Raw genomic sequence first — 24270 nt, 5'->3', positions numbered from 1 at the left:
GATGTTAAAAAAATTCAAAGATGTTTTTCAAAGTTTAGAATGTTCAAATCATATAAATGAACTTTTAAACTTTGTTTTTGTGGAAAAAGTAAGCGCCAGCAGTGATATGTCATTGATAAAAATAAATATCATTGCCGAGAGAATAATAGAGAAAAAAACTATACTTGAATTGGAAATGCTTATAAAGGATAAGATGTTTCCAAAAAAGAATATTAAGATAAAAATATTTGAAAAATTTAAACTTTCAAGCCAATATACTGCCAAAAATCTTTTTGAAGCTTATAGGGAAAGTATTCTTTTAGAAATTAAAAATTATAAGATATCGCAGTATGTTATTTTAAATAATGCATGTATAAGCTTTGAAGGCTCATACATGGATATGACTGTGGAGAAAAATCCTTTAAATGAGAGTGTTATAGATGAGCTTGTAAGAATACTTGAAAAAATCTTTAATGAAAGATGCGGAATACTTTGTACAGTCAGACATAAGTTTATTGCAAGAAAAGAAAGAGAGGAAGTAGTAGAATATGCAGAAAGAACCTTTAACAAAAAAGCGGATAACAGCGAATTTGTAAACGGAAATGCCAATGCAGCTTGGGAAAGCAATGATAATGCAGACTCTACAAAGGGATCAAAGGAAAAGGAAGTTGCAAAGAAAAAGTTTGATAAGAATGGCTTTGATAAGAAAGGGTTTGAGAAAAAAGGCTTTAACTCTAAGTTTGTAAAGCAAAAGTCAAATAATCCGGATGTTATTTACGGCAGGGATTTTGAAGATGATTTTATAAAGCTTTCAGACCTTATAGGAGAAATAGGAGAGGTATCCGTTCGTGGTAAGATAATAGAGGTTGACAGCAGGTATCTTGAGAGGAGTGATTCCACACTTTATATTTTTGCAATAACGGATTTTAGTGATTCGATTTATGTAAAGATGTTTGTTCGAAGCGAACAGCTTGATACAATAAAGGAAAATATAGTAAAAGGAAATTATATAAAGGTAAACGGGCTTGCTCTGATTGATAAATTTGACAGCGAGCTTACCATAACTTCCGTAAAGGGAATAAAAAAATGCGAGAAGTTTGAAGAAAATATCAGAACGGATAATGAACCTCTAAAAAGAGTGGAGCTTCATTGCCATACAAAGATGAGCGATTTTGACGGTGTTTCTTCCGCTTCAGATATAATAAATCAGGCTAAAAACTGGGGAATGGATGCAATTGCCATTACAGACCATGGAAATATTCAAGGATTTACCGAAGCAAGCCATGTAAAAAATCCTCCAAAGATAATATATGGTGTGGAAGGGTATCTGGTAGATGATTTAAAAGAACTTGTGACAAATCCAAGGGATAAGACTCTTGATGACGGCTTTATTGTATTTGATATTGAGACCACCGGTTTTTCTGCCAAAAATGATGCCATCACTGAGATTGGTGCGGTAAAGGTGGTAAAGGGGGAAATAGTTGACAGATTTTCAACATTTGTAAACCCAAGAAGACCTATACCTTTTAAGATAGAGGAACTTACACATATCAGTGATGCAATGGTAATGAATGCGCCTTTTATTGAGGATATACTCCCGAAATTTTTAGACTTTTGTGAGGACTATATTATAGTTGCTCATAATGCAGGATTTGATACAGGATTTATCCGTGAGAATGCAAAGAAGATAAATAAAGAATATAATCCCTCCATAATAGATACGGTAGCAATGGCAAGGCTTCTTTTACCGGAGCTGAACAGATTTAAGCTGGATACTGTATGTAAGGCTTTAAATATATCTTTGGAAGGTCATCACAGAGCTGTAAATGATGCGGAAGCTACCGCACAGATCTGGGTTGAATTTATAAAAAGATTAAAAGATAAGGGAATAAGTAAACTTTCAGAGGTGGCAAGCCTCGGAGAGACAAATGCGGATATTGTAAAGAAAACCAAGTATAATCATGTTATTATACTTGCAAAAAATGATATAGGCAGAATCAATCTTTATAAGTTGATTTCATTATCACATATTGATTTCTTTAATAAAAGGCCGAGAATACCCAAGTCCATTTTAGCAAAAATGAGAGAGGGACTTATTATAGGCAGTGCCTGTGAACAGGGTGAGGTGTATAAGGCATTATTAAATGATACTACTGATGATGAACTGAACAGAATAGTATCATTTTATGATTATCTTGAAATACAGCCCATTGCCAACAATATGTTTCTTATAGAAGATGAGCAAAATGATATTCATTCAATAGAGGATTTGCAGGAAATCAATAAAAGAATAGTGGAGCTTGGAAATGTTTATGAAAAGCCCGTTGTCGCAACATGTGATGTGCATTTTTTAAATCCTGAGGATGAAATATACAGAAGAATTATATTCTACGGTAAGGGATATAAGGATGCAGATACACAGCCTCCTCTATATCTTAGAACCACAAGAGAAATGCTTGATGAATTTGAATATCTTGGAACTGAAAAAGCTTATGAGGTGGTAGTTACAAACAGCCGTATGATAGCGGATATGGTGGAAGTGATATCACCTGTAAGACCTGATAAATGTCCTCCTGTTATAGAAAACTCCGATGAGGATCTGACAAATGCCTGCTATAAAAAGGCACATGAGCAATATGGTGAAGTATTACCGAAGATAGTGGAGGACAGGTTAAAAAAGGAGCTTAATTCCATTATTTCAAACGGCTTTGCCGTAATGTATATTATTGCAAAAAAACTGGTGGAAAAAAGTAATGAGGACGGTTATCTTGTAGGTTCAAGAGGTTCTGTAGGTTCATCATTTGCCGCATATACCTCAGGAATAACGGAAGTAAATCCATTGCCTGCACATTATTACTGTGACTGTAAATATGTGGATTTTGATTCACCTGAGGTAAAGGCTTTTGCCGGAATGGCAGGCTGTGATATGCCTGATAAAATCTGTCCAAACTGTGGCAGAAAGTTAAAAAAAGACGGATTTGATATACCTTTTGAGACCTTCCTCGGATTTAAAGGAGATAAAGAGCCAGATATAGACTTGAACTTCTCGGGAGAATATCAGCCGAATGCCCATGAGTACACAGAGGTAATATTCGGTAAAGGATATACCTATAGAGCAGGAACGGTAGGTACTTTGGCAAATAAAACCGCCTACGGTTATGTAAAGCATTATTTTGATGATAAAAATGAAAGTAAGAGAAAATGTGAGATAAACAGACTTGCGGTGGGATGTGAAGGTGTAAGAAGAACTACAGGTCAGCACCCGGGAGGTATCATTGTACTGCCTCATGGAGAGGAGATATATACATTTACACCGGTACAAAGACCGGCAAATGATATGACCACAAAGACCATTACAACACATTTTGACTATCATGCTATTGATCACAACTTGTTAAAACTGGATATTCTCGGGCATCAGGATCCTACTATGATAAGGATGCTGCAAGATCTTACAGGTATTGATCCTGTAAAAGATATTCCACTGGATTCAAAAGAGACTATGAGTCTTTTCCAAAATACATCAGCACTGGGAATCGAGCCGAAGGATATACTGGACTGTCCGCTGGGGGCATTGGGTGTACCTGAGTTTGGTACCGACTTTGCTATGCAGATGTTAATTGATACCAAACCTCAGGGATTATCAGACCTTGTAAGAATTGCAGGACTTGCACATGGTACAGATGTTTGGCTTGGAAATGCACAGACTTTGATACTCGAGGGCAAGGCAACCATCAGAACCGCCATCTGTACAAGAGATGATATTATGATTTATCTTATAGAACAGGGGCTTGATGAGGGAGAGTCTTTTAAGATAATGGAGAGTGTAAGAAAGGGTAAGGGACTTACAGATGAATGGGTGGAGCATATGGAGGAAAAGGGTGTGCCAGACTGGTATATCTGGTCCTGTAAAAAAATAAAGTATATGTTCCCTAAAGCTCATGCAGCAGCCTATGTTATGATGGCATGGAGAATTGCATATTGTAAGATATTTTATCCATTGGCATATTATACGGCATACTTTACAATAAGGGCTACAGGCTTTAACTATTCCCTGATGTGCATGGGAAAGGATAAGCTTGAGTTTAATATTGCTCAGTATAAGAAAAATCCGGATACTACAGCAAAATATGCCGATACCCTGCGTGATATGAGAATAGCACAGGAAATGTATGCCAGAGGCTTTGAATTTGCAAAGATTGACCTCTTTAAAGTACATCCTACCAAGTTCCAAATCATGGATGACGGTAAGATAATGCCTTCACTATCAAGCATTGAAGGCTTGGGAGAGACCGCTGCAAGCTCAATAGTAAATGCTACAAAAGCAGGACCTTTTATTTCAAAGGATGACTTTATGTCCAGAGCCAAGGTCGGAAAGAGTACTTGTGAACTGCTTGACAGCTTAAACTTACTTGGAGATTTACCGGAGAGTAATCAGATATCGTTTTTTGATTTGATGGGGTAGGAATAGTGATTGGTGATATATTAATCAATATTTAATATAAAATATATTTTTTGAGTCTTATTTTAATAACTTGGGTGTTGTAAAAAAACGAATAATATGCCATAATTTAGGTAAGCAAATGTTAGCCGTTTCTCATAGGACGGGATATAAAATTATGAGGTGTATTCAGCCACTTGCCGATGGTGTGGGATATAAGTAATTCGGTGCGTAAATGTAGCCACTTACTATATGGGTGGGATATAAATAATATAGTGCGTAAATCCCTCTAATCGAAATGATAGAGGGATTTTTTTGTTAGGGCAAGGCCCTGTTCTCGCAAGAGAACAAATAAACCACCTGCTATGCGGGTGGTTGAAATAGCTTTAGCGTTATGTGAAAAACCCCCAAATTTGATATAATATAAAAGGTTCGCCAACCAATAAATATATCAAAGGGGGTATCCAAATGGATAGTAGTAGTTTATCACATACATCATGGGCTTGAGATATAATAGGGATACAGAGAAAAAAGCTTGATAAATAGGAGCTTTCAACACTGTATCTCTATTTTTATTCCATAAAAGTTAAATACTATTAATTGAAGGAGGTACTTATGGCAGAAATTATCACCGTTGCCAATCGAAAAGGTGGAGTCGGCAAGACAACTACAACATTAAATCTTGCTTACTCTATAAAAGAACTCGGCAAAAAAGTATTAGTCATAGACCTTGATCCACAAGCCAATCTTACAAGGTGCTTTGATGTAGAAAATCTGGAAAATATAAAAACCATAGGTCATTTATTAATGGCTGAGCTGGAGGAAGAAGAAAATTATTCGGTAAAGGATTATGTCATATCTTATGATAAAATAGACCTTATACCATCAAGCATTTACCTGTCAGCTACAGAAACACAAATGAGGTCGGAAACAGGTAGTGAAAGAATATTATCAGAAATTATTGAACCGGTAAGAGAGCATTATGACTATGTCCTTATAGACACTTCACCGGCACTTAATATTTTAACTATAAATGCTCTTTGTGCTTCAGACAGTGTTCTTGTAACAGCAGATACTCAAATGTTTGCAGTTGTTGGAATAAATGAACTTTTAAAAACAGTACAAAAAATAAAAAAGAGAGTTAATTCCGGGCTTAAAGTGAAGGGTATCCTGCTAACTATGTGTGATAACAGAACCAATCTGTATAAAACGCTTACAGAGCAGGTAGAAGAAATGTTTCAAGGAAGAATAAAGGTCTTTCAAACTAAAATTCCTAAAACAGTTAAGGTTGGTGAAGCCATATACAGCGGTCAAAGTATAAAGAAGTATGCAAAAGACAGCAGTGTAGATGTGGCGTATGATAACCTTGCAAAGGAGATTTGCTATGAGTAAGAAATTTATAAAAAGGGAAATAACGGATGCAGTAGATTTTTTACTTAATGACATAGATATCGCAGAGCAGAAGGATATACAGAACATAGAAATCAACCTGCTTGAAAATTATCATGACCATCCATTTAGCCTTTATACTGGAAAAAGGCTGGAGGATATGGTTGAAAGTATCAAAGAAAATGGAATACTAAATCCGGTTATTGTTATGAAAAAAGAAGCCGGAGCCTATGAAATACTTTCAGGGCATAATAGGGTAAATGCAGCAAAACTTGCCAATCTAAAAACAGTTCCTTGTATCATGAAAGAAAATCTGACTCAGGAGCAAGCTTATACCTATGTAATTGAAACCAATCTAATGCAGCGTTCTTTTTCAGACCTGTTGCCAACAGAAAAAGCTGTCGTACTAAAACTTAGATATGAAAAAATAACAAGTCAAGGAAAGAGAAATGACCTGCAAAAAGAACTGAACAGACTTAATGACGGTATTGTTGTGAAAAAGAATAAAAGAGCTGAAGATAAGTTGGACAGCAGAAAAAACATAGGTAAGGAATACAATTTATCAGGGGCATCAATTGCAAGATATTTAAGATTAAATTATTTAACAGATAATTGGAAACAAGCCGTAGATAATGATGAAATCGGACTTATGATGGCAGTTGACATATCCTATCTTCTTACAGAGCTGCAAGATTATTTATATAAGGAATGTAAAGAATGGGGGCTATGTTTAAAGCCAAGTGATGCTAAAGCACTTCATCTGATGGATAGGAAGGAAGCTCTTAATAAGGAGATGGTCAATACATATTTACTGAACCTGGAAAACTCAAAGCCTAAGGAATATCAGAATATCAAGTTATCTCAAAGTGCTTATAAAAAGTTCTTTAGGGATGAAAGTAAGGAAGAGGTGGAGAAAATTGTAGAAAGGGCTTTAGCAATGTATTTTAGAGAAAATAAACAGGTTTTATAAAATCATACATAGGAGTATAATAAGGACATAAGATATTGACAGGAAATAAATTATAAATATAAAGGGTTAAGTCAATGGATGAAATAAAGCTATATGAAAATAAACAAATACGCTCCGTTTGGGATGAGGAAAAAGAAGAATGGTATTTTAGTGTGGTGGATGTCGTAGGAGTGCTTACAGAGCAAGAAAGTGCAAGAGGCTCAAGCACTTATTGGGCGGTGTTAAAAAAGAGACTGAAAGAAGAGGGAAACGAACTGCTTACAATTTGTAAGCAGTTGAAAATGAAAGCGGCAGACGGAAAGATGCGTTTAACGGATGTAGCGGATATGCAAGGTATTTTCCGTATTATACAGTCCATTCCATCACCTAAAGCAGAACCGTTTAAGTTATGGCTTGCAGAGGTTGGAAAAGAGCGAATTGATGAAATCATTGATCCGGAACTTACAATAGACAGAGCCTTGGAGACCTACTTAAAGAAGGGTTATAAAAGAGAGTGGGTAAATCAAAGACTGCAAGCCATTCAAGTCAGAAAAGAACTTACAGATGCATGGGATGATGCAGGAATCCAAAAGGGAATAGAGTATGCAATCCTTACAGATGAGATTACTAAAGCTTGGTCGGGGATGACAACAAGAAGATATAAAAATCTTAAAGGACTGAAAAAAGAAAACTTAAGAGACAATATGACAACTCTTGAAATCGTTTTGAATATGCTTGCAGAGGCGACCACAACAGAGCTTACGAAAGCGACTAACCCTAAAGGCTTGGAAGAAAATAAGAAGGTGGCAAAAAAAGGTGGTAGTGTAGCAGGAAATGCGAGAAAGGAAATTGAAAAAGAAACGGGAAAACCTGTTATTACATCAAAAAATGCTATGGATTTGTCAAGACTTATTGAAGATGTAGTGAAAGAACCTATAAACAAGACAGAGGCTAACAAAGAAAAAAATAAATAAAAACATTCATTTGGAGATAGCAAAAAGTGGCTATCTCTTTTTAATATCATACAAGTGTAGTTGCCGAGGAACAACCAGCTTAAACAGCTACACTTATTTTAATGCTTAAAACATATAAGGAGGTAGAGAGCATGGGTGTAAAATTTAACTACTATTACGGAAAAGAAGCTGAAGCTTTCTCATTTTTTCGTATTCCGAAATTGTTATTTACTGATGAAGCATTTAGGATTCTGAGCAGTGATGCTAAAGTGCTGTATGGAATTTTACTTGATCGAATGAGTTTATCCATGAAAAATGGCTGGATTGATGAAGAAAATAAAGTATATATTATATTCACTATTGAGGAGATTGCCCAAACCATGTGTTGTGCCACCCAAAAGGCAACGAAAATACTACAGGAATTGGATGATAAAAAGGGCATAGGACTTGTTGAAAAGAAAAGACTGGGACTTGGCAGACCCAATATACTCTATGTGAAGAACTTTATTGTTCAATCATCTGATGAAGAAGGTATTGAAAAAGATGAAGATTTTACAGGTGAAGAAGAAATCATAAATCAGGAATTATTAAATTCACAACTCAAGAATTATGAAAATCACAATTCAGGAAATGTGAAATTCACAAAACAAGAATTGTTAAAATCACAATGTAATAAGACTAATATTAATAATACTGAATATAATGATACTGATTATAATAATACCTCCCCCATATCCCCCTCAAAAGAGAACTTGGTAAGAGGAAGTCTTTATAATCAGGATAAAGATATGGAGGTGGAGTTGATAAGGAAAGTAATTAAACAAAAAATAGAATATCCGGTCTTGATAGAGGAGGAAGAAAAAGAAAGGATTGACCTTATCATAAATCTGATGACAGAGGCAATTCAAAATAAGAAGGATATAAAAGTAAATCAAAACAGTGTGAACTATAAAACAGTAAGGGAACGGCTTTTATCGCTAAAAAAAGAGCATATAAAGTATGTCCTATCAGTTTTAGGGAAAAACAGACAAAATATAAAAAACTTAAGAGCCTATCTTATTTCTCTGCTTTACAATGCACACTCCAATATTTTAGGAATGACAATATCGGAAACAGCTATAGAATCATGTACAACGGATTACAGTAAAGACCGGCAAATATGGCAGGATTTTTTAAATACAACTTAAAAGTGCAAAGACAGTAGAGATAATAAACAGTATAAAAAAATCAAATTATTGAAGCTGAAAATATTTTAAGAAACGGATAAATTCATGGAAAAAGCAGGAAATGCTTTTATCGGAGTATCTGATAGCTTGAAACAAGCTCTATTAAACGAAGAAATCAGAGATCATATAGGTGATAAAGACGAACTCATTTATTGTGGTTTATATAATACACCGAAACAGCAGATAAGTATTGTACCGGAAGTTTCAAGAAAAATGGTTGAAAACCATACCTGTAGGGAGGAGAAATTGAATAAGGAAAGTGATAGGTGGAAAGATTTTGAAAGGATGAGCAGAATTGCTGAGCTAAGAGAAGAAGCCTTTGATGACAGGCTTTTATCAGAGCAGACATTTAGAAAGGATGACGGCAGTTTGGAGCATAAAAGAACAGGGCAAAATTATGTAGAAAAATTTGAAGAAATGGAAAAAGAAAATATCGGACTACTGTTTACGGGACCGGTAGGAACCGGGAAAACCTTTTTGGCATCAGCAATAGCCAATGCTCTCATTGAAAGGGAAATTTCAGTGAAGATGACCAACTTTGCCGTTATCTTGAATGATATGATGAACCTTGAAATTAATAAAAATAAGTACATTGCAAACTTAAATGAATATAGACTGCTGATAATTGATGATTTTGGAATGGAAAGAGATACGCCATTTGCTACAGAGCATATATTTAATGTTATTGACAGCAGGTATAGAGCAAATAAACCAATCATTTTAACAACCAATCTTAGTGCAACTAAACTTACAGCTCCAATTAATCTGAAAGAACAAAGGGTTTATTCAAGGATACTTGAGATGGCAGTACCGATTGTTTTTTCAGGAGAGAATAAAAGAATTGTAAAGATGAAGGAGAAAGTAAGAAAAGCAAATACACTTTTAATAAACGGATAGAGGAGGTAAACTATTGATCAATGAAGAAGTAAGCAGACAGGTTATTGCCATGGTAGAAAGAGGAAACATAAGAACAGCCAAAATGGTAATAGACCTTATGAAAAAAATGTTAAATATGGCAGCCAAGAAAGGGAAAAGTCTAAAGGAATTTATAGAAGAAAAGAAACCGACAACCGTAAAAGATTTGGTGAAGAAAGGGAAGGTTGAAACCTTAGAACTAAATGACCTTGATTTTAAGGGCTTAAAAAGAGAGCTAAATAAAAACGGAGTAAAATTCAGTATAAAAAAAGATCTTACAACAGGAAATAATATCATCTTCTTTCAGGCAAAGGATGAAAAGGTCATGGAGCAGGCGTTTAAAGAAGCAGTAGAAAAATTTGCCGGAAAAAATAAGAAAAGAGAATCGGTAATGGGTAAACTAAATCAATTTAAAGAAAAGGTGAAAAAAGCACCAAAGAAAGATAAAATCAAGGAGAAACTTAATGAGCAAAGTTTATAGAAATATGTCTTTTAGCCAAAAGAGGAATATATAAAAGAAAGTACAACAAAGTTTTTCAGTTTATCTTCTCCCATGAAAAGTAGGATCATTTGCAATAATGAAAACAAAAGGATGGAATATTCGGTGGAATTAAGTAAAAAGTGATATAATTATAATATTGAAATAATGATAAAGAAAGGAAAGCTGCCTACAGTGAAGAAAAATTTATGTCCAAGATGTAATCGTAAGATGAAACAACAGTTTATAGGACTGTTACATTGTAAATGCGGTATGAGCTATCATAAAGATATGGGATATTTTGAAAGAACAGGGAATATGATTTTTGCATTAGAAAAGAAAAAGAGAGGTGAAAAAACAAAGCAAGTTCCTGTAATTAGGTATAAAGATGAGTAAGTCAGGAAGGAGGGATCAATACGAAGATTGTAAAAGGGATACTAAAAGATATAAAAAATATATTTCGTATAAGAGATAAGAAAAAGTTTGTAATTCAAAACTTACCTTATCTCTTTTTATTTTATCCGGGAAACATCCTATCAGCACATGTCAGAAGTTATATGGGCGGAGATATTTTAGATAAGATTTTTAAGGCGATTTTAGAAATTGGCAAAATAAGTTTCATCCCAAGTATTCATTTAATAGATATAATGGTGGGAATAATAGTAGCAGCCCTAATCAAAGTAATTGTCTATACCAAAGGAAAAAATGCCAAGAAGTTTAGGCAAGGAAAAGAGTATGGATCAGCAAGATGGGGGAACTCAAAAGATATAGAACCGTATGTAGATGAGAAGTTTGAAAACAACATACTTTTAACTGATACGGAAAGACTTACCATGAATGGTAGACCTAAAAACCCTAAATATGCAAGAAATAAAAATATACTTGTGGTGGGAGGATCAGGAAGCGGAAAGACCAGATTTTTTTTAAAGCCCAATCTTATGCAAATGCACTCATCCTATGTTGTAACAGATCCAAAGGGTACCGTTCTCATAGAGTGTGGAAAGATGCTTGAGAAAAACGGCTATGATATTAAAGTGCTAAATACCATAAATTTCAAAAAATCCATGCACTACAATCCCTTTGCCTATCTGAGAAGTGAAAAAGATATTCTAAAGCTTGTACAAACCATTATAGCTAATACGAAAGGCGAAGGAGAAAAATCCAGTGAGGATTTTTGGGTGAAAGCAGAACGCCTTTATTACACCGCACTGATTGGATATCTTTATTATGAAGCACCGGAGGAAGAGCAAAACTTTGAAACACTGCTTGCTTTTATTGATGCCAGTGAGGTAAGAGAAGAAGATGAAAACTTTAAAAATGCAGTTGACTATATCTTTGATGCACTGGAAAAAGAAAAGCCGAATCACTTTGCTGTAAAGCAATACCGTAAATACAAGCTTGCAGCCGGAAAAACTGCCAAATCGATTCTTATAAGCTGTGGTGCAAGGCTTGCTCCATTTGATATTGAGGAGCTTAAAAACCTTATGGAGTATGATGAGATGGGCTTAGATACTATAGGAGATAAGAAAACAGCCCTATTTATTATTATTTCAGACACAGATGACACATTTAACTTTGTAGTGGCAATGATGTATACTCAGCTATTTAATCTACTTTGTGATAAGGCAGATGATGTCTATGGCGGCAGACTTCCCGTTCATGTAAGGTGTTTATTGGATGAGTTCAGTAATATCGGTCAGATTCCAAAGTTTGAAAAGTTAATTGCAACCATTCGTTCAAGAGAAATATCCGCAAGTATTATACTCCAGGCAAAATCACAACTTAAAGCTATATATAAAGACAATGCCGATACGATTTCAGGCAATTGTGATAGTGAATTATTTTTGGGTGGAAAGGAAGGAACAACCATAAAGGAGTTATCCGAGAACTTAGGAAAAGAAACCATAGACCTGTATAACACATCGGAAACAAGGTCAAATCAAAAATCTTTCGGACTTAACTATCAAAAACTTGGAAAGGAACTGATGAGCAGGGATGAACTTAAAGTGATGGATGGTGGGAAGTGCATACTGGAGATAAGGGGAGCAAGACCTTTTTATTCAGATAAGTTCGATATTACAAAGCATAAAAATTATAAGCTGCTTTCAGACTACAACAAGAAAAATGCCTTTGATATAGAAAAATATTTAAGAAGAAGAGATAAGGTCAACTTAAAAGAAGAAATGAGGGTAAAAGTGGTGGAGGTTGATAGGTAAACTAGGAATAACTTTAGTTCAAAATGAGCAGAAGTTAATATCAAACCGAATTTTTGAAAGGATTAGTAAATGGATGAATGGGAAAAGATAGAAATGAGAATTAAAAAAGCAGGGAAGAGGTTGGGGCAGATAAAATACAGAATAAACATATTAAATCAAAAGCTTAAATATATAAAAACGAAGAATGAATTTCATAAAGCATATAGCAGCCAAAGTAAAGGATTAAGATAAATCAAATCTTAGTCTTTTTTTGTTGAAGAAAAGGAGAAATGGTTAAGTGAAAGCAAAGGTAAGAAGCCCTCCGACTTTAGTTCAAAATGAGCAGAAGTGAAAGACATAAAAATATGGAGTTTATAAAAGACTTTGTGAGAATAGAAAAGAGGTGGTGTAAGTAGTAGAAATAACACTTGGAAGTTTGTTTGATGGAATAGGGGTATTTCCCTTAGCGGCAAGAAATGTGGGAATAAATACGATATGGTCAAGTGAAATTGATAAAAACGCCATATCCATATCAAAACGGCATTTTCCGGAGGTTGAGCAGTTGGGGGATATAACAAAATTAAGGGCAAAGGATTTAAAACCTGTGGATATAATAACCTTCGGTTCTCCTTGTCAGAATTTTTCAACAGCCGGAGATCTGACAGGACTTACCGGAGAAAAATCTTCTCTTTTTCATCATGCAATAAGATTTATAAAGGAAATGAGGTATGTAACAAATGGTAAGTATCCAACTTTCGTTATTTGGGAAAATGTCTGCGGAGCTTTTGTATCAGGAGATAGGATGGATTTTAGAGCCATCCTCGAATCTTTCAGTAGCACCCAAGTTCCAATGCCTAAACTTAAATGGGCAAATGCGGGAATGGTGCGAGGGAGAGAATTTGAGCTTTGTTGGAGAGTATTGGATGCCCAATATTTCGGAGAGCCTAAGCTCCTTCAAAGAAGAAAGAGAATATTTATTGTATTCGATTTTGGAGGATTTCGTTCCCACAAAATATTATATAAGCCCAAAGACTTGCTCAAATATTCTGAAACGATCGGAAATGTCAAAGATAAGGATACCAAGTCCAATCGAAGAGATCTTGATAAGGCAGGGAGGCAGATACCAAACATCAGACCCTTTCAAGACAGACAAATGCGGGAAGGAGCAAAAAGAAAAAATGAAACCATCTTCAGGAGCAGTTTCGGAAAATCAAATGAACCTTTTCCAACTTTATTAGCATCAAACCCTATAATGTTTGCTTGTTGGGTAGAGGGAAAAGAAGAAGAAGGCTGTATCAGATATTTGACACCGGTGGAATGTGAAAGATTGATGGGGTTACCTGACAATTATACAAAGTATGGGGCGGATGGGAAGGTTATAATTGACAGTGCAAGATATAAGGCACTTGGAAATGCAATTGCCCTACCTTGTGTGGAGTACATTATGTCAGGAATAAAAGAAGAGATGCTGACTTTAGATAAAAAGGAGCAGGAGTCGGGATGAAAGCGATAAAATTAAATATAAAAAATATATACAAGACTATGACTAATTAAAAAGAAGTTGTGGTCTTTTTTTGATTAAATCAAATAGAAAACGGAGAAATTATATGAAGAAAGAAATGCTTAACATCAACGGAAATCTGATTAATGAGGTGGAGATAAAAGTTATTAAGGGTAAGGATGGCGAAGTTAAAGCTGCTAACTTTACCCTCTTTAGAAAGATGGGAAAGGTAGGAGAGAAAAAGAAGGAGTATATAAATTGTAATGTTTATGGAGAAAAAGCCGAGCTTACGAAGGACTTTGAAAAAGGGGATTTTATTCATGTTTTCGGATATTTTAAAGAGGTTAAAAAGGAAGATAAAAGTTATAGAAACTTTATTGTAAAACATCTTAACAAGGCAGATAAGACAAAAAGCACAGTAAATGAGGAGGAAGAATAATGGCATTTTTTACACAGGCGGTAGATGTATTAAAGATTTTGGTAACAGCAATAGGGGCAGGACTTGGAGCATGGGGAGTCATAAACCTGCTTGAAGGTTATGGAAATGACAACCCCGGAGCGAAATCACAGGGAATAAAGCAGCTTATGGCAGGGGGAGGAATAGTTTTAATAGGGCTAAAATTAATTCCGCTACTTGCCAATGTACTTAATTAAGATGTTGGATTTATTTGGAAAAATAGATGAGTTTTTCAAGAATATCATGATTGATGTAATTAAGGATAATCTCTCGGCAATGCTTTTAGATATTAATGAGAAAGTGGGGACAGTTGCCGGGGAGGTTGGCAAAACTCCGAGTTCATGGAACTCGGAGGTATTTGCCTTCATAAAATCGATCAATGAGAATGTCGTTTTACCCATAGCAGTAATAATCCTTACAGCAATCTGTTGTATTGAATTAATTCAAGTGGTAATGCAAAAAAACTCCATGCATGATACGGACACCTTTGAGTTTTTCAAATACATCATAAAGATGTGGATAGCCGTATGGCTTGTATCTCACGCCTTTGAGTTTTCCATGGCGGTCTTTGATGTTTCACAGGAAATGGTGGGTAAAGCAGCCGGAGTTGTTGGAAGCAGTGCGAATATTGCACCGGGAGATTTTGATGCTATGGTTGATGCCCTAAAGGAAAAAAGTGTTGGAACACTCATCGGAATTTCACTTGAGACAGGACTTGTTAAAATCTCTTTAACAATACTTTCTGTTTTAATTACAGTAATCTTATACGGAAGAATGATTGAAATTTATATTTACTGTTCCGTAGCAGCTATCCCTTTTGCCACAATGGGAAATAAGGAATGGAGCAGTATAGGAACAAATTATATAAAAAGTTTATTTGCACTTGGACTTCAAGGACTGTTTATTTTAATATTTTTCGGAATATATGCGGTACTTGTAAAAACCGTAAACTTTACGGATATTCATGTAAGTATTTTAAAGGTGCTAGCATACGGAATGATACTTGGGGTAATGATGATGAAGTCGGGAAGTATCGCAAAGGCTATTCTTAACAGTCATTAGGTGACTTTTGTTCAAAATGAGCAAAAGTAAAAGACAAAAAGATCAAAACAGTGGGTTTAAGTAAAAATATAAGTGCCGGGAGGTAGCAATGAAAATATTAAATAAAAAAATGAGAATAATATTAGAAACAGGAGTAATGCTTTTTATAGGGGTGTTGCTTGGAAAGATCATAAGCAGGAAAAAGCAGGATATATCAGTACCTTTAGATAAAGATTTTGACTTTGTAAAAATAAAGGATGATGAAAATATCTTATGCAAACCTGATTTTGAACTTGCAGAAGAATTAGAGAAGGTAAAAGAGGAAATCATCTCACTTTGGGAACATATAGAAGCACTTTCAAATAGCGAAGAATCAAGGGAGAAAAGTTTATGGCATATGTAAAAGTACCGAAGGATCTTAGCAAAGTAAAAACAAAGGTAGCTCTTAATCTTACTAAAAGACAGCTAATAGGCTTTAGCATAGCGGGACTAATCGGTTTTCCAATTTATCTGTTATGTAAAAATTTTTTAAGTACGGATATTTCCATGATAATGATGAGCATAGTCGTACTTCCGGTTTTATTTGCGACACTGTATGAAAAGGACAACCTGCCCTTTGAAAAGCATTTGGCATATATAGTAAGGTTTCATAAGGCTGAAAAGATAAGGGTCTATAAATCGAAGAGTATTTATAATACGGATAAGAAAAAAGATGAAATAAAAGGCAGAACGCCTATACCTATAAGCAAGATGAGATTAAGCAGTAACGGGAGGAGAAGAATTGAATAAGGAGAAGAAGAAAAAACAAGAGCAAAGAATACAAAGGGATGAAATGGAGCTTAGGAAAAACAGTAAGGAATTATCCGAGTTAAAAAAGTTAAGCAGGAAGAATACAAGCAATAAAAAAGATGGGAAATCATTCATAAAAAAGGGATGGTTTCCTTTTCCTATTAAGGCTAAGAAAAAGGAAACGATACAGGATACAATTCCCTATAAAAGAATGTTAAAGGACGGGATATGTCAGGTTGAAAAGGATAAATACAATAAAACCATTCGCTTTTTTGATATTAATTATAGACTTATGGAAGAAGAGGATAAGGAGGGGATATTTGCTGACTTTTCTTCTTTTCTTAATTTCTTTGATTCAAGTGTGGAAGTGGAATTTAACTATATCAACAGTATAGGTGAAAATGAAGAAAGGAAAGAGCTAATTAATATCAAAGAAACCGAGGATGATTTTAATGAAATAAGAAATGAATACAGACAAATGCTCCTAAATCAAAGTAGCAAGGGAAACAATGGACTGTCAAAAAATATGTATTTAACCTTTACCATAGAAGCCGAGGATTTAAAACAGGCAAAAAGCAGGTTAGAGAGAATAGAGTCGGATATATTAAATAACTTTAGGCAGATGGGTGTAAAGGGCTATGTTTTAGACGGAGAAGAACGCTTAAAAGTCATTCATGATATATTAAATCCTGAGGACAGGTTTATTTTTAACTTTGAAGATTTGAAATATAGTGGGCTTACAACAAAGGAATATATTGTACCGACTTCCTTTAATTTTTCCAAGTCTACATATTTTAAGATGGGAGGAGTATTTGCAGAGGTAAACTTTCTACAGATTTTAGCATCGGATATAAAGGACGAAATGCTTTCAGAATTTTTAGAGGTGGAAGAAAATATGATCGTAACCTTTCATATCAAAGCTGTTGACAGGATTGAAGCGATTAAAAATATAAAAAGAAAAATAACCGACCTTGATAAGATGAAACTTGAGGAAAATAAAAAAGCAATCAGAGCAGGATATGATATAGATATCCTGCCAAGTGATCTTGTAACTTATGGTGCGGAGGCAAAGAACTTACTTTCTGAGCTTCAAAATCATGATGAAAAGATGTTTTTAGTAACGATCCTTATTATGAGTACAGGTAAAAGTAGGACTAAGCTTGAGAATACCGTATTTACATTAAAATCCATTGCAAACAGGCACAACTGTAACCTTAAAAACTTAAACTACAGGCAGGAACAAGGGCTTGTTGCAAGCCTTCCGCTTGGAATAAATGAGGTGGAAATAGAAAGAGGACTTACCACAAGTTCGGTGGCTATATTTATTCCCTTTACAACGGAGGAACTCTTTATTAAGGGTGAAAGTTTGTATTACGGCTTAAATGCTTTAAGTAGAAATATTATCATGGCTGACAGAAAGAAACTTAAAAATCCGAACGGGCTGATACTTGGAACGCCGGGTAGCGGAAAGTCTTTTGCAGCAAAGAGAGAGATTACCAATGCCTTCTTGATTACGGATGATGATATTATTATTGCAGATCCTGAGGCTGAATATTCTCCGCTTGTTAATGCCTTAAAAGGTCAGGTTATTAAAATATCACCGATTTCAAAAGACTATATAAATCCCCTTGATATCAACACCGACTATGCGGATGAAGACAATCCGTTGTCATTAAAATCTGATTTTATACTGTCCCTTTTTGAGCTTGTAGTTGGAGAGAAAAAGCTAAGTGCAGAAGAAATCTCAGTTATTGACAGGTGCTTGCCAATTCTTTATAAAGCCTATTTTGAAAACCCTATACCTGAAAATATGCCTATACTTGAAGATTTATATAATCTTCTTAGAAAACAGGAGGAGAAAATAGGAAAGAAACTTGCAGTAGAGATGGAGATCTATGTAAAGGGAAGTCTTAATGTATTTAATCACAGAACGAATGTAGACACAAACAACAGGGTGGTTTGCTATGACATTAAAGAACTTGGAAAACAGCTTAAAAAAATAGGAATGTTAATAATACAAGATCAGGTTTGGAATAGAGTAACAATAAATAGGGCAAGTAAAAAAGCAACAAGATATTTCGTTGATGAATTTCACCTTCTTTTAAAAGAACCGCAAACAGCCAACTATTCTATAGAAATCTGGAAGCGTTTTAGGAAGTGGGGAGGTATGCCGACAGGCTTAACACAAAATATTAAGGATCTTCTTGCAAGTCCGGAGATTGAAAATATCTTTGATAATACCGACTTTATTCTGATGCTTAATCAGGCGGGAACGGATAGAGATACACTGGCTAAGAAGCTTAATATTTCAAAGCACCAACTTTCTTATGTAACAAACAGTAATGAGGGAGAAGGTTTAATCTTCTATGGAAATACCATTGTACCTTTTATAGATCAATTTCCTAAAAATACAAAACTGTACTCACTGATAACAACAAAATTAAGTGAAACGGGAAAAGATAAAAAGTGAGAAGCAGTATGCAGAATCCAAGATAAATACAGAATATACGGGGCTTGCAAGAAAGACAGAAAGTGAGGTAAAAAACTTGAGAAAGAAAAATAATATAAGGTATAAAAACTGTAGAGAAAAACCGTTAAATCAAGAGATACAGTCTTTTCCATCTAAAAATCAAACAGGTTATAAAAAAGAAGATTTTCAAAATCAGGGTGTTCTTATTAAAGATAATATGCCGACTGAAGTAAAGAAATCTTCATCTAAGAAAACATTTATAAATCATACGGATAGGGAAAATAAATATAAGGACTTAAATAAAGGCAGTGATTCTTATGAGATACCGGGTAAGGGAAATATAAATTATGACAAATCTTTTCTTGAGCCAAAAAAGGATAAAAAGGTCAGGCAAAAGCAGATAGGCAGATTTCATCAGAAAGAAAAAGAAACCTATGAAGATTTATCTAAAGATACGGATAAAAACATAGCTTCTAATCAGTATGATATGGGCTTTAGGAATGATAAAGCTTTACAAAAGGCATTAGACAAGGAACAAAGGCATAAAGAAAATGCTGCAACCATACCAACTGATAAGTCTAAAAATAAGGTAAGAGCAAATAGGAAACGATATAAGAAAATCTTAAAAGAAAACCATGAGAAAGAAGATTTAAGCTTAAAAGACCACTCAAAGAAGTATTTTAAAAGTAACTTTGAAGATGAAGAATTTACAAGGACTAAGAATAAGAAAAATCCTCTAAACACAAAGGATGGAGTAAAAGAAAAAAACGATAATAAAGGAGAAATACCGGATAGTTCAAAGCCTAAGCCTAAAGAATATTCAAAAAAAGCCAATGATAAATTTAGAAAACAGGAAAAGAAGATTTTAAAGCTTCAGCATAAAAAGCAAAGCTTTGAAAAGAAACTTGAAAATAAGGTTAAAGACAGCATATCTTCTAAAAGTGCAATAGTTGCGGTAGGAGCGGTAAACAGGTATCTTGAAAGTGGGAAAGAGGATAATGCCGGTGTCAGTGCCGCTCATAAGACAACAGAAGGCATAGAAAGTCTTGCAAGAAAAGCCCACAATCATGGAAAAGGTAGGGCATTAAAAAGACAAAAAAGGATAGTAAGGCTTGGAAAAGATATTGAAAAACAAGAAAAAAAGCTGTTTTTTAAGAAAAATATGGAAGAATTTAAGAAGAGTAGTGAGTATCAAAATACTTCAAGGTTAAGACAGTTTTTTAAAAGGAGACAGTATAAAAAGCAACTTCAAAAGAAATACAAAGAAAGGATAAAGAATGGGCTTAAAAAATCCTTAGCAAAGGGAAGCAAAAAGTTTGCAGAATTTATAAAAGAAAGAGGTAAAAAGATAATGTTCCTAATACTTTTGGTAGTAGGAACATTCTTTATGCTCTTTCAGGCAGGAAGCATGGTGATGAATATAGGAACAGGAACAATCAGTGATACCGTTTCTACAACTTATCTTTCCTCAGAAGAGACCTTAAGGAATATCAATCAGGAATTTTCTTCTTTAGAACAGGGACTGCAAGAGGAAATGGAAAGCGTAGAAGAAACCAATCCGGGATATGATGAATATATAATAAACGGAAAAGAAAAAATCGGTCATAATGTCCATGAGTTGCTATCATATATTACATCTCGATATGGTGTGGTAAAAGAAGTATCTGAAATAGCCGGGGAAATACAACAGCTGTTTAATCAAATGTATACATTGACCTATGATGAAGAAATTGAAATCAGATATAAAACCGTTACATCAAGCTATATTGATGAAGCGGGGAATGAGCAGACAGAAAGCCATGAAGAAGCTTATGAATATAAAAAACTTATTGTAAACTTAGAAAAAAGAGAGATGAACGATATCATAAGAGAAGTATTTAATTCTTATCCCAACAATTTAGCTCACTATGAAGCACTGCTTTCAAGTAAAGGTAATATGGAGCTTGTTTTTGGAAGTGGTAACGGAGATCTATCGGAGATTATAAACAATCCAGACTTTTCAAATCCGGGAATTGCCTTTGATGATGTAACGGTTAAGGCACTGTTTAACGAGGCGGAGAAACATATAGGTAAAAAATATGTATTTGGAGCAAACGGACCGAATAACTTTGATTGTTCGTCCTTTGTATGCTGGAGTTTCACACATTCAGGAGTTAAAAATATGCCAAGAACCACTGCTTGGGGGATTTATAAAACTTATTGTAATCCTATATCTCCAAGTGAAGCAAAGGCGGGAGATATTATCTTCTTTAAAAACACTTATAACAGTAAGAGTCCGATATCCCATGTAGGTATCTATGCAGGAGACGGAATGATGATACATGCAGGCAATCCTATTCGCTTTGTAAGTATCAATACACCTTACTGGATAGAACATTTCTATGTTTTCGGTAGAGTTAAATAACAGGAGGAAGAGGTTGAATAAAAAATATCAAAAGAATATCGAAAATCAAAAAGCGATAGAAGAAAAAATAGAAGAACTTAGGCTGAGGCAGGAAATACTTAAAGAAGAGCAGGAGGAAATGGAGCAGGTTGAGGTTCTAAAAGAATACAGAAGCATTGATATTTCACTTGATGAGTTTTTAGAAATGATGAGAAAGTACAAAAAGGAAAGGCAAAGTGAAAAGAAAATGAAAGAGCCGGAAAATTCTAAAGAAGTAGAGGAAAACAGAGAAAAAATTATGGAGGATACAAATGAAGGAAATTAAATCTAAAAAGAATAGGGTGAAAAGATTGGTAGGAGTTATTTGCTTACTTGTGATGTTTATTATAGGGAATATTTACCCTACACATATTTTTGCACAGGTTAATGAAAGTGAAATAGAAAGTGAGGCGATTAAGGAAACAGCATTAGAAAAAGATAACGGGGAAAGAGAAGTACGCTTTCCGAATAAACTGGAGGCAAAAGAGCCTCCAAGTGATAATCAAGGTGGGAACAGCCAAAGTGATGGTATAAATAAAGGTATTCCTACAGCAGAAGGAAGTGCAAAGGCGGAACTTATAGAAAATGTAAATAATGCCAATCAGTACTATCCTATTCATCATGGAGAAAGTACGGGGGATGAAAGTGGCAAATATTTTGCAGATGCCAGACAGTTCATTACATTTAAAACAAAGTCCGGAAAGACCTTTCATCTAATCATTAATTATGATGAAGAAGGGCAAAATGTCATGCTGCTTACAGAGGTTAGTGAAGATGATTTACTAAATATGGTTGAAGCAAAAGAAAAACCTAAAGAGGAAGTAAAAAAGATAGAAGAGGTACCGCTACCAACAGAAGCAACAAAAGAGGAACCGGTAAAAGAGGAGCCTAAAAAGAAAGAAGAAAGCAAAGGAGCAGGGCTTTATATATTTTTAGGATTGCTTGTCATGACAGTTGTCGGAGCAGGATATTATTTTAAGATTTATAAGAAAAATCAGGAAGAAAGTGAGGATGAGGAGGATTACAACGAGCTTGAGGATGATTATGAAAGCGAGGATAGGAAGAAATACCGGAGGAAGAGGAACAGGAAGAAGTGGAAGATATGGCAATAGATACTTATGAGGATGATGATGAGTAAAAAAGGATAAATAATATAGTGTTCTTTTTTGTTTATATATAGTATGATATCTACAGAACTTGTATTTGATACAAGTAGTCAACAAATTAGAAATTGTTTGAATACGTCTTAGATGGAGAAGGCGAATAAAAAATTGTTTATCCTGTGAGAAGTGCGCAGTGTGTGGCATGGCAGAGTAAAATTCTTAGCTGCGAATTTACATATTGTGCTTTTAAATAGCAGAAAATTTATATATTAAAGTGTTCACTAAGGAGGATGTAGAAGAGGATGTATAATAATAATTTTTCTATAGTCGATTATCAGAAATCTGAGGATGAAAATAAAGCTATTCAAAAACTGGTTGAACATAGAGACATTAAGCTGATGGTTAAAGAGATTGGCGAGGAATATGGAATAGATATTCAATCTACAGAAGGAAATTCACATTTGGGTGATTTTAGCTATCCAAAGGAATGTGAAGAAAATTTGATTTCTATTCTTGATAGTTATTTAAAAAATTAGCGAAGATAATAAATATAAGCAGATGATTGGAGGGAGCTGGGAATGGCTGAAAAAGGTTATGGAGAAGTTAAAGCAAGAGCAAACATTTTTCCAAGTGATATTGATAAATTCAGTGAGCAAGGAGTTGCAATAGTTTTAGTCCAAGCTAAAGCTTCTCACAAAACGAAACAAAAGGCTGAAGCAAAAGGGATAAAACTTTACGATGACCTGTCACCCAAAAAAGTTAAAGAAGTTCGTGAAAAAGTAAAAAAAGGGGAAACTGGAGGTAACAACAATGCTTGATATTACATTTTACAAAAAGCAAAATAATGATAATTTTACTCCTTGTACAATAGAACTGTGCGAGGAATATTACGAAAAACTAATTGTTTTAAATTTTGCAAAAAGCTTTCACTCTGAAAAACAATGTTTAATAGTGGAAGAAGAAGAATACTCTATAGATGCTGTGTATTGTGATGCTGATGTTTTGAAGGACGCTGAAGAAATTTGTAATAGATTGCTGCTTGAAGAACTTGAGGAAGTAAAAAAATACTGTAGGAGAATTGAAGGAGAAACTATACACAAAAGCAAGTTGAATTTTATGTTTGTGCTAAGAGATGTGTTAAGTAATCTCGGCAAATGTCAATATTTTTCATACATTTAAAATAGAGGTGGGTTGCATAAACGCACAATTCCAGCTTATGAAGCTTATATGAAATAGCCCCAAAACTCTGCAAGAAAAATCTGAAGATAGAAATTCAATCAAAGAGCCTGGAAATAGGCAATAATATTAAAAAAGTAAATAGTAAAAACCAAAAGGTAATCAGAAGGAAAAACTCTGGTTGCCTTTTTTTATGCAAAAAAAGGAGGAATTACAAATGAATTTAGTGATATGTGAAAAGCCGAGTGTTGCAATGAGTATTGCAAAGGTTATTGGTGCAACCGGCAGACAAAACGGATACTATGAAGGAGGTGGATATATTGTAAGCTGGTGTGTGGGGCATTTGATACAGATGGCAAGTCCTTCAGCTTATGATGAAAAGTACAGTAAGTGGAGATTGGAGGATTTACCGATTATTCCGGGTAAGTATAAGTATGAGGTTGTAAAGGCAACCAAGGGGCAATTTAACACTCTTAAAAAGCTGATGAACTCTAAAGAGATTGAAACGGTTATTAACGCCTGTGATGCGGGGCGTGAGGGAGAGTTAATCTTTAGGCTTGTGTATGAGCAGTCAGGTTGTAAAAAGAATATCAAAAGACTTTGGATCTCATCAATGGAGGATGTGGCAATTAAAGAAGGCTTTAGGCAGCTAAAAGAGGGAAAAGAGTATGAAAATCTATACCAATCAGCTCTTGCCAGAAGTAAGGCGGATTGGCTTGTCGGTATGAACATGAGCAGGTTGTATTCACTTATTTATAATCAAAATTATTCTGTTGGAAGAGTACA

The 24270-nt window shown here is 34.6% G+C and carries 23 protein-coding genes and 1 pseudogene; all 24 read left to right on the top strand.

The features are described from left to right. Position 1 precedes the first annotated feature (1 nt). Positions 2-4444 carry a PolC-type DNA polymerase III gene (locus J4O15_RS07445; protein ID WP_208100302.1) on the top strand — a complete coding sequence of 1481 codons (4443 nt, stop codon included), beginning with the start codon at positions 2-4 and terminating at the stop codon, positions 4442-4444. A gap of 591 nt (positions 4445-5035) precedes the next feature. After that, positions 5036-5812: a ParA family protein gene (locus J4O15_RS07440; RefSeq protein ID WP_208100301.1), complete on the top strand. Its 777-nt coding sequence runs from the start codon at positions 5036-5038 to the stop codon at positions 5810-5812. Then, positions 5805-6779: a ParB N-terminal domain-containing protein gene (locus J4O15_RS07435; protein ID WP_208100300.1), complete on the top strand. Its 975-nt coding sequence runs from the start codon at positions 5805-5807 to the stop codon at positions 6777-6779. The genes J4O15_RS07440 and J4O15_RS07435 overlap by 8 nt, the downstream gene beginning before the upstream one ends. Positions 6780-6853: 74 nt before the next feature. After that, positions 6854-7732, top strand: a complete 879-nt coding sequence (locus tag J4O15_RS07430) for a BRO family protein (protein ID WP_208100299.1) — start codon at positions 6854-6856, stop codon at positions 7730-7732. 131 nt (positions 7733-7863) lie between these two features. After that, positions 7864-8898: a replication initiator protein A gene (locus tag J4O15_RS07425; protein WP_208100298.1), complete on the top strand. Its 1035-nt coding sequence runs from the start codon at positions 7864-7866 to the stop codon at positions 8896-8898. An 84-nt stretch (positions 8899-8982) separates the two neighbouring features. Then, positions 8983-9834, top strand: a complete 852-nt coding sequence (locus J4O15_RS07420; protein WP_009221206.1) for an ATP-binding protein — start codon at positions 8983-8985, stop codon at positions 9832-9834. Positions 9835-9847: 13 nt separating this feature from the next. Then, on the top strand, positions 9848-10333 hold the full coding sequence (locus tag J4O15_RS07415; RefSeq protein ID WP_009221205.1) for a PcfB family protein: 486 nt from the start codon (positions 9848-9850) through the stop codon (positions 10331-10333). 165 nt (positions 10334-10498) lie between these two features. Next, positions 10499-10726 (top strand): hypothetical protein, encoded by a 228-nt coding sequence (locus tag J4O15_RS07410; RefSeq protein WP_040461895.1) that lies wholly within the window; start codon positions 10499-10501, stop codon positions 10724-10726. A 290-nt stretch (positions 10727-11016) separates the two neighbouring features. After that, positions 11017-12546 (top strand): annotated as a pseudogene (locus J4O15_RS07405) (VirD4-like conjugal transfer protein, CD1115 family); the annotation flags it as partial. A gap of 69 nt (positions 12547-12615) precedes the next feature. After that, complete coding sequence (locus tag J4O15_RS07400) at positions 12616-12777, top strand: hypothetical protein (RefSeq protein WP_208100297.1); 162 nt, start codon at positions 12616-12618, stop codon at positions 12775-12777. 184 nt (positions 12778-12961) lie between these two features. Then, positions 12962-14029 (top strand): DNA cytosine methyltransferase, encoded by a 1068-nt coding sequence (locus tag J4O15_RS07395; RefSeq protein WP_208100296.1) that lies wholly within the window; start codon positions 12962-12964, stop codon positions 14027-14029. Positions 14030-14132: 103 nt separating this feature from the next. Further along, a complete protein-coding gene (locus J4O15_RS07390; RefSeq protein WP_208100295.1) occupies positions 14133-14465 on the top strand; it encodes a single-stranded DNA-binding protein in 333 nt (110 codons plus the stop codon). Next, complete coding sequence (locus J4O15_RS07385) at positions 14465-14680, top strand: Maff2 family mobile element protein (RefSeq protein ID WP_208100239.1); 216 nt, start codon at positions 14465-14467, stop codon at positions 14678-14680. Before J4O15_RS07390 ends, J4O15_RS07385 begins: the two co-directional genes overlap by 1 nt. 1 nt (position 14681) lies before the next feature. Further along, complete coding sequence (locus J4O15_RS07380; protein ID WP_208100798.1) at positions 14682-15545, top strand: VirB6/TrbL-like conjugal transfer protein, CD1112 family; 864 nt, start codon at positions 14682-14684, stop codon at positions 15543-15545. 88 nt (positions 15546-15633) lie between these two features. Continuing rightward, a complete protein-coding gene (locus J4O15_RS07375; protein WP_009221199.1) occupies positions 15634-15927 on the top strand; it encodes a hypothetical protein in 294 nt (97 codons plus the stop codon). Continuing rightward, entirely contained in the window at positions 15915-16313 is a 399-nt protein-coding gene (locus J4O15_RS07370) for a PrgI family protein (protein ID WP_208100294.1), read from the top strand. Before J4O15_RS07375 ends, J4O15_RS07370 begins: the two co-directional genes overlap by 13 nt. A 43-nt stretch (positions 16314-16356) precedes the next feature. Then, positions 16357-18783, top strand: coding sequence for a VirB4-like conjugal transfer ATPase, CD1110 family (locus J4O15_RS07365; protein WP_330638788.1), 2427 nt, complete (start codon positions 16357-16359; stop codon positions 18781-18783). Next, positions 18758-21187: a C40 family peptidase gene (locus J4O15_RS07360; RefSeq protein ID WP_330638716.1), complete on the top strand. Its 2430-nt coding sequence runs from the start codon at positions 18758-18760 to the stop codon at positions 21185-21187. The genes J4O15_RS07365 and J4O15_RS07360 overlap by 26 nt, the downstream gene beginning before the upstream one ends. Before the next feature lie 13 nt (positions 21188-21200). After that, the gene (locus J4O15_RS07355; RefSeq protein WP_208100292.1) at positions 21201-21491 is read left to right on the top strand and encodes a conjugal transfer protein; all 291 of its coding nucleotides are present in this window, start codon (positions 21201-21203) and stop codon (positions 21489-21491) included. Beyond that, positions 21478-22317, top strand: a complete 840-nt coding sequence (locus tag J4O15_RS07350; RefSeq protein ID WP_330638714.1) for a CD1107 family mobile element protein — start codon at positions 21478-21480, stop codon at positions 22315-22317. Before J4O15_RS07355 ends, J4O15_RS07350 begins: the two co-directional genes overlap by 14 nt. A gap of 293 nt (positions 22318-22610) precedes the next feature. Then, complete coding sequence (locus J4O15_RS07345; RefSeq protein WP_208100291.1) at positions 22611-22844, top strand: hypothetical protein; 234 nt, start codon at positions 22611-22613, stop codon at positions 22842-22844. A 42-nt stretch (positions 22845-22886) separates the two neighbouring features. After that, positions 22887-23126 carry a hypothetical protein gene (locus J4O15_RS07340; RefSeq protein WP_208100290.1) on the top strand — a complete coding sequence of 80 codons (240 nt, stop codon included), beginning with the start codon at positions 22887-22889 and terminating at the stop codon, positions 23124-23126. Continuing rightward, a complete protein-coding gene (locus J4O15_RS07335; RefSeq protein ID WP_208100289.1) occupies positions 23119-23487 on the top strand; it encodes a hypothetical protein in 369 nt (122 codons plus the stop codon). Before J4O15_RS07340 ends, J4O15_RS07335 begins: the two co-directional genes overlap by 8 nt. Before the next feature lie 214 nt (positions 23488-23701). Further along, positions 23702-24270: toprim domain-containing protein (locus tag J4O15_RS07330; protein ID WP_243762006.1), on the top strand; the 569-nt coding region annotated here is incomplete at its 3' end.

This window comes from Lachnoanaerobaculum sp. Marseille-Q4761, assembly GCF_017565785.1.
Classification (GTDB): Bacteria; Bacillota; Clostridia; order Lachnospirales; family Lachnospiraceae; genus Lachnoanaerobaculum.
Note: the sequence above shows the minus strand (reverse complement) of the source record. Positions and strands in the feature narration are given on the sequence as shown.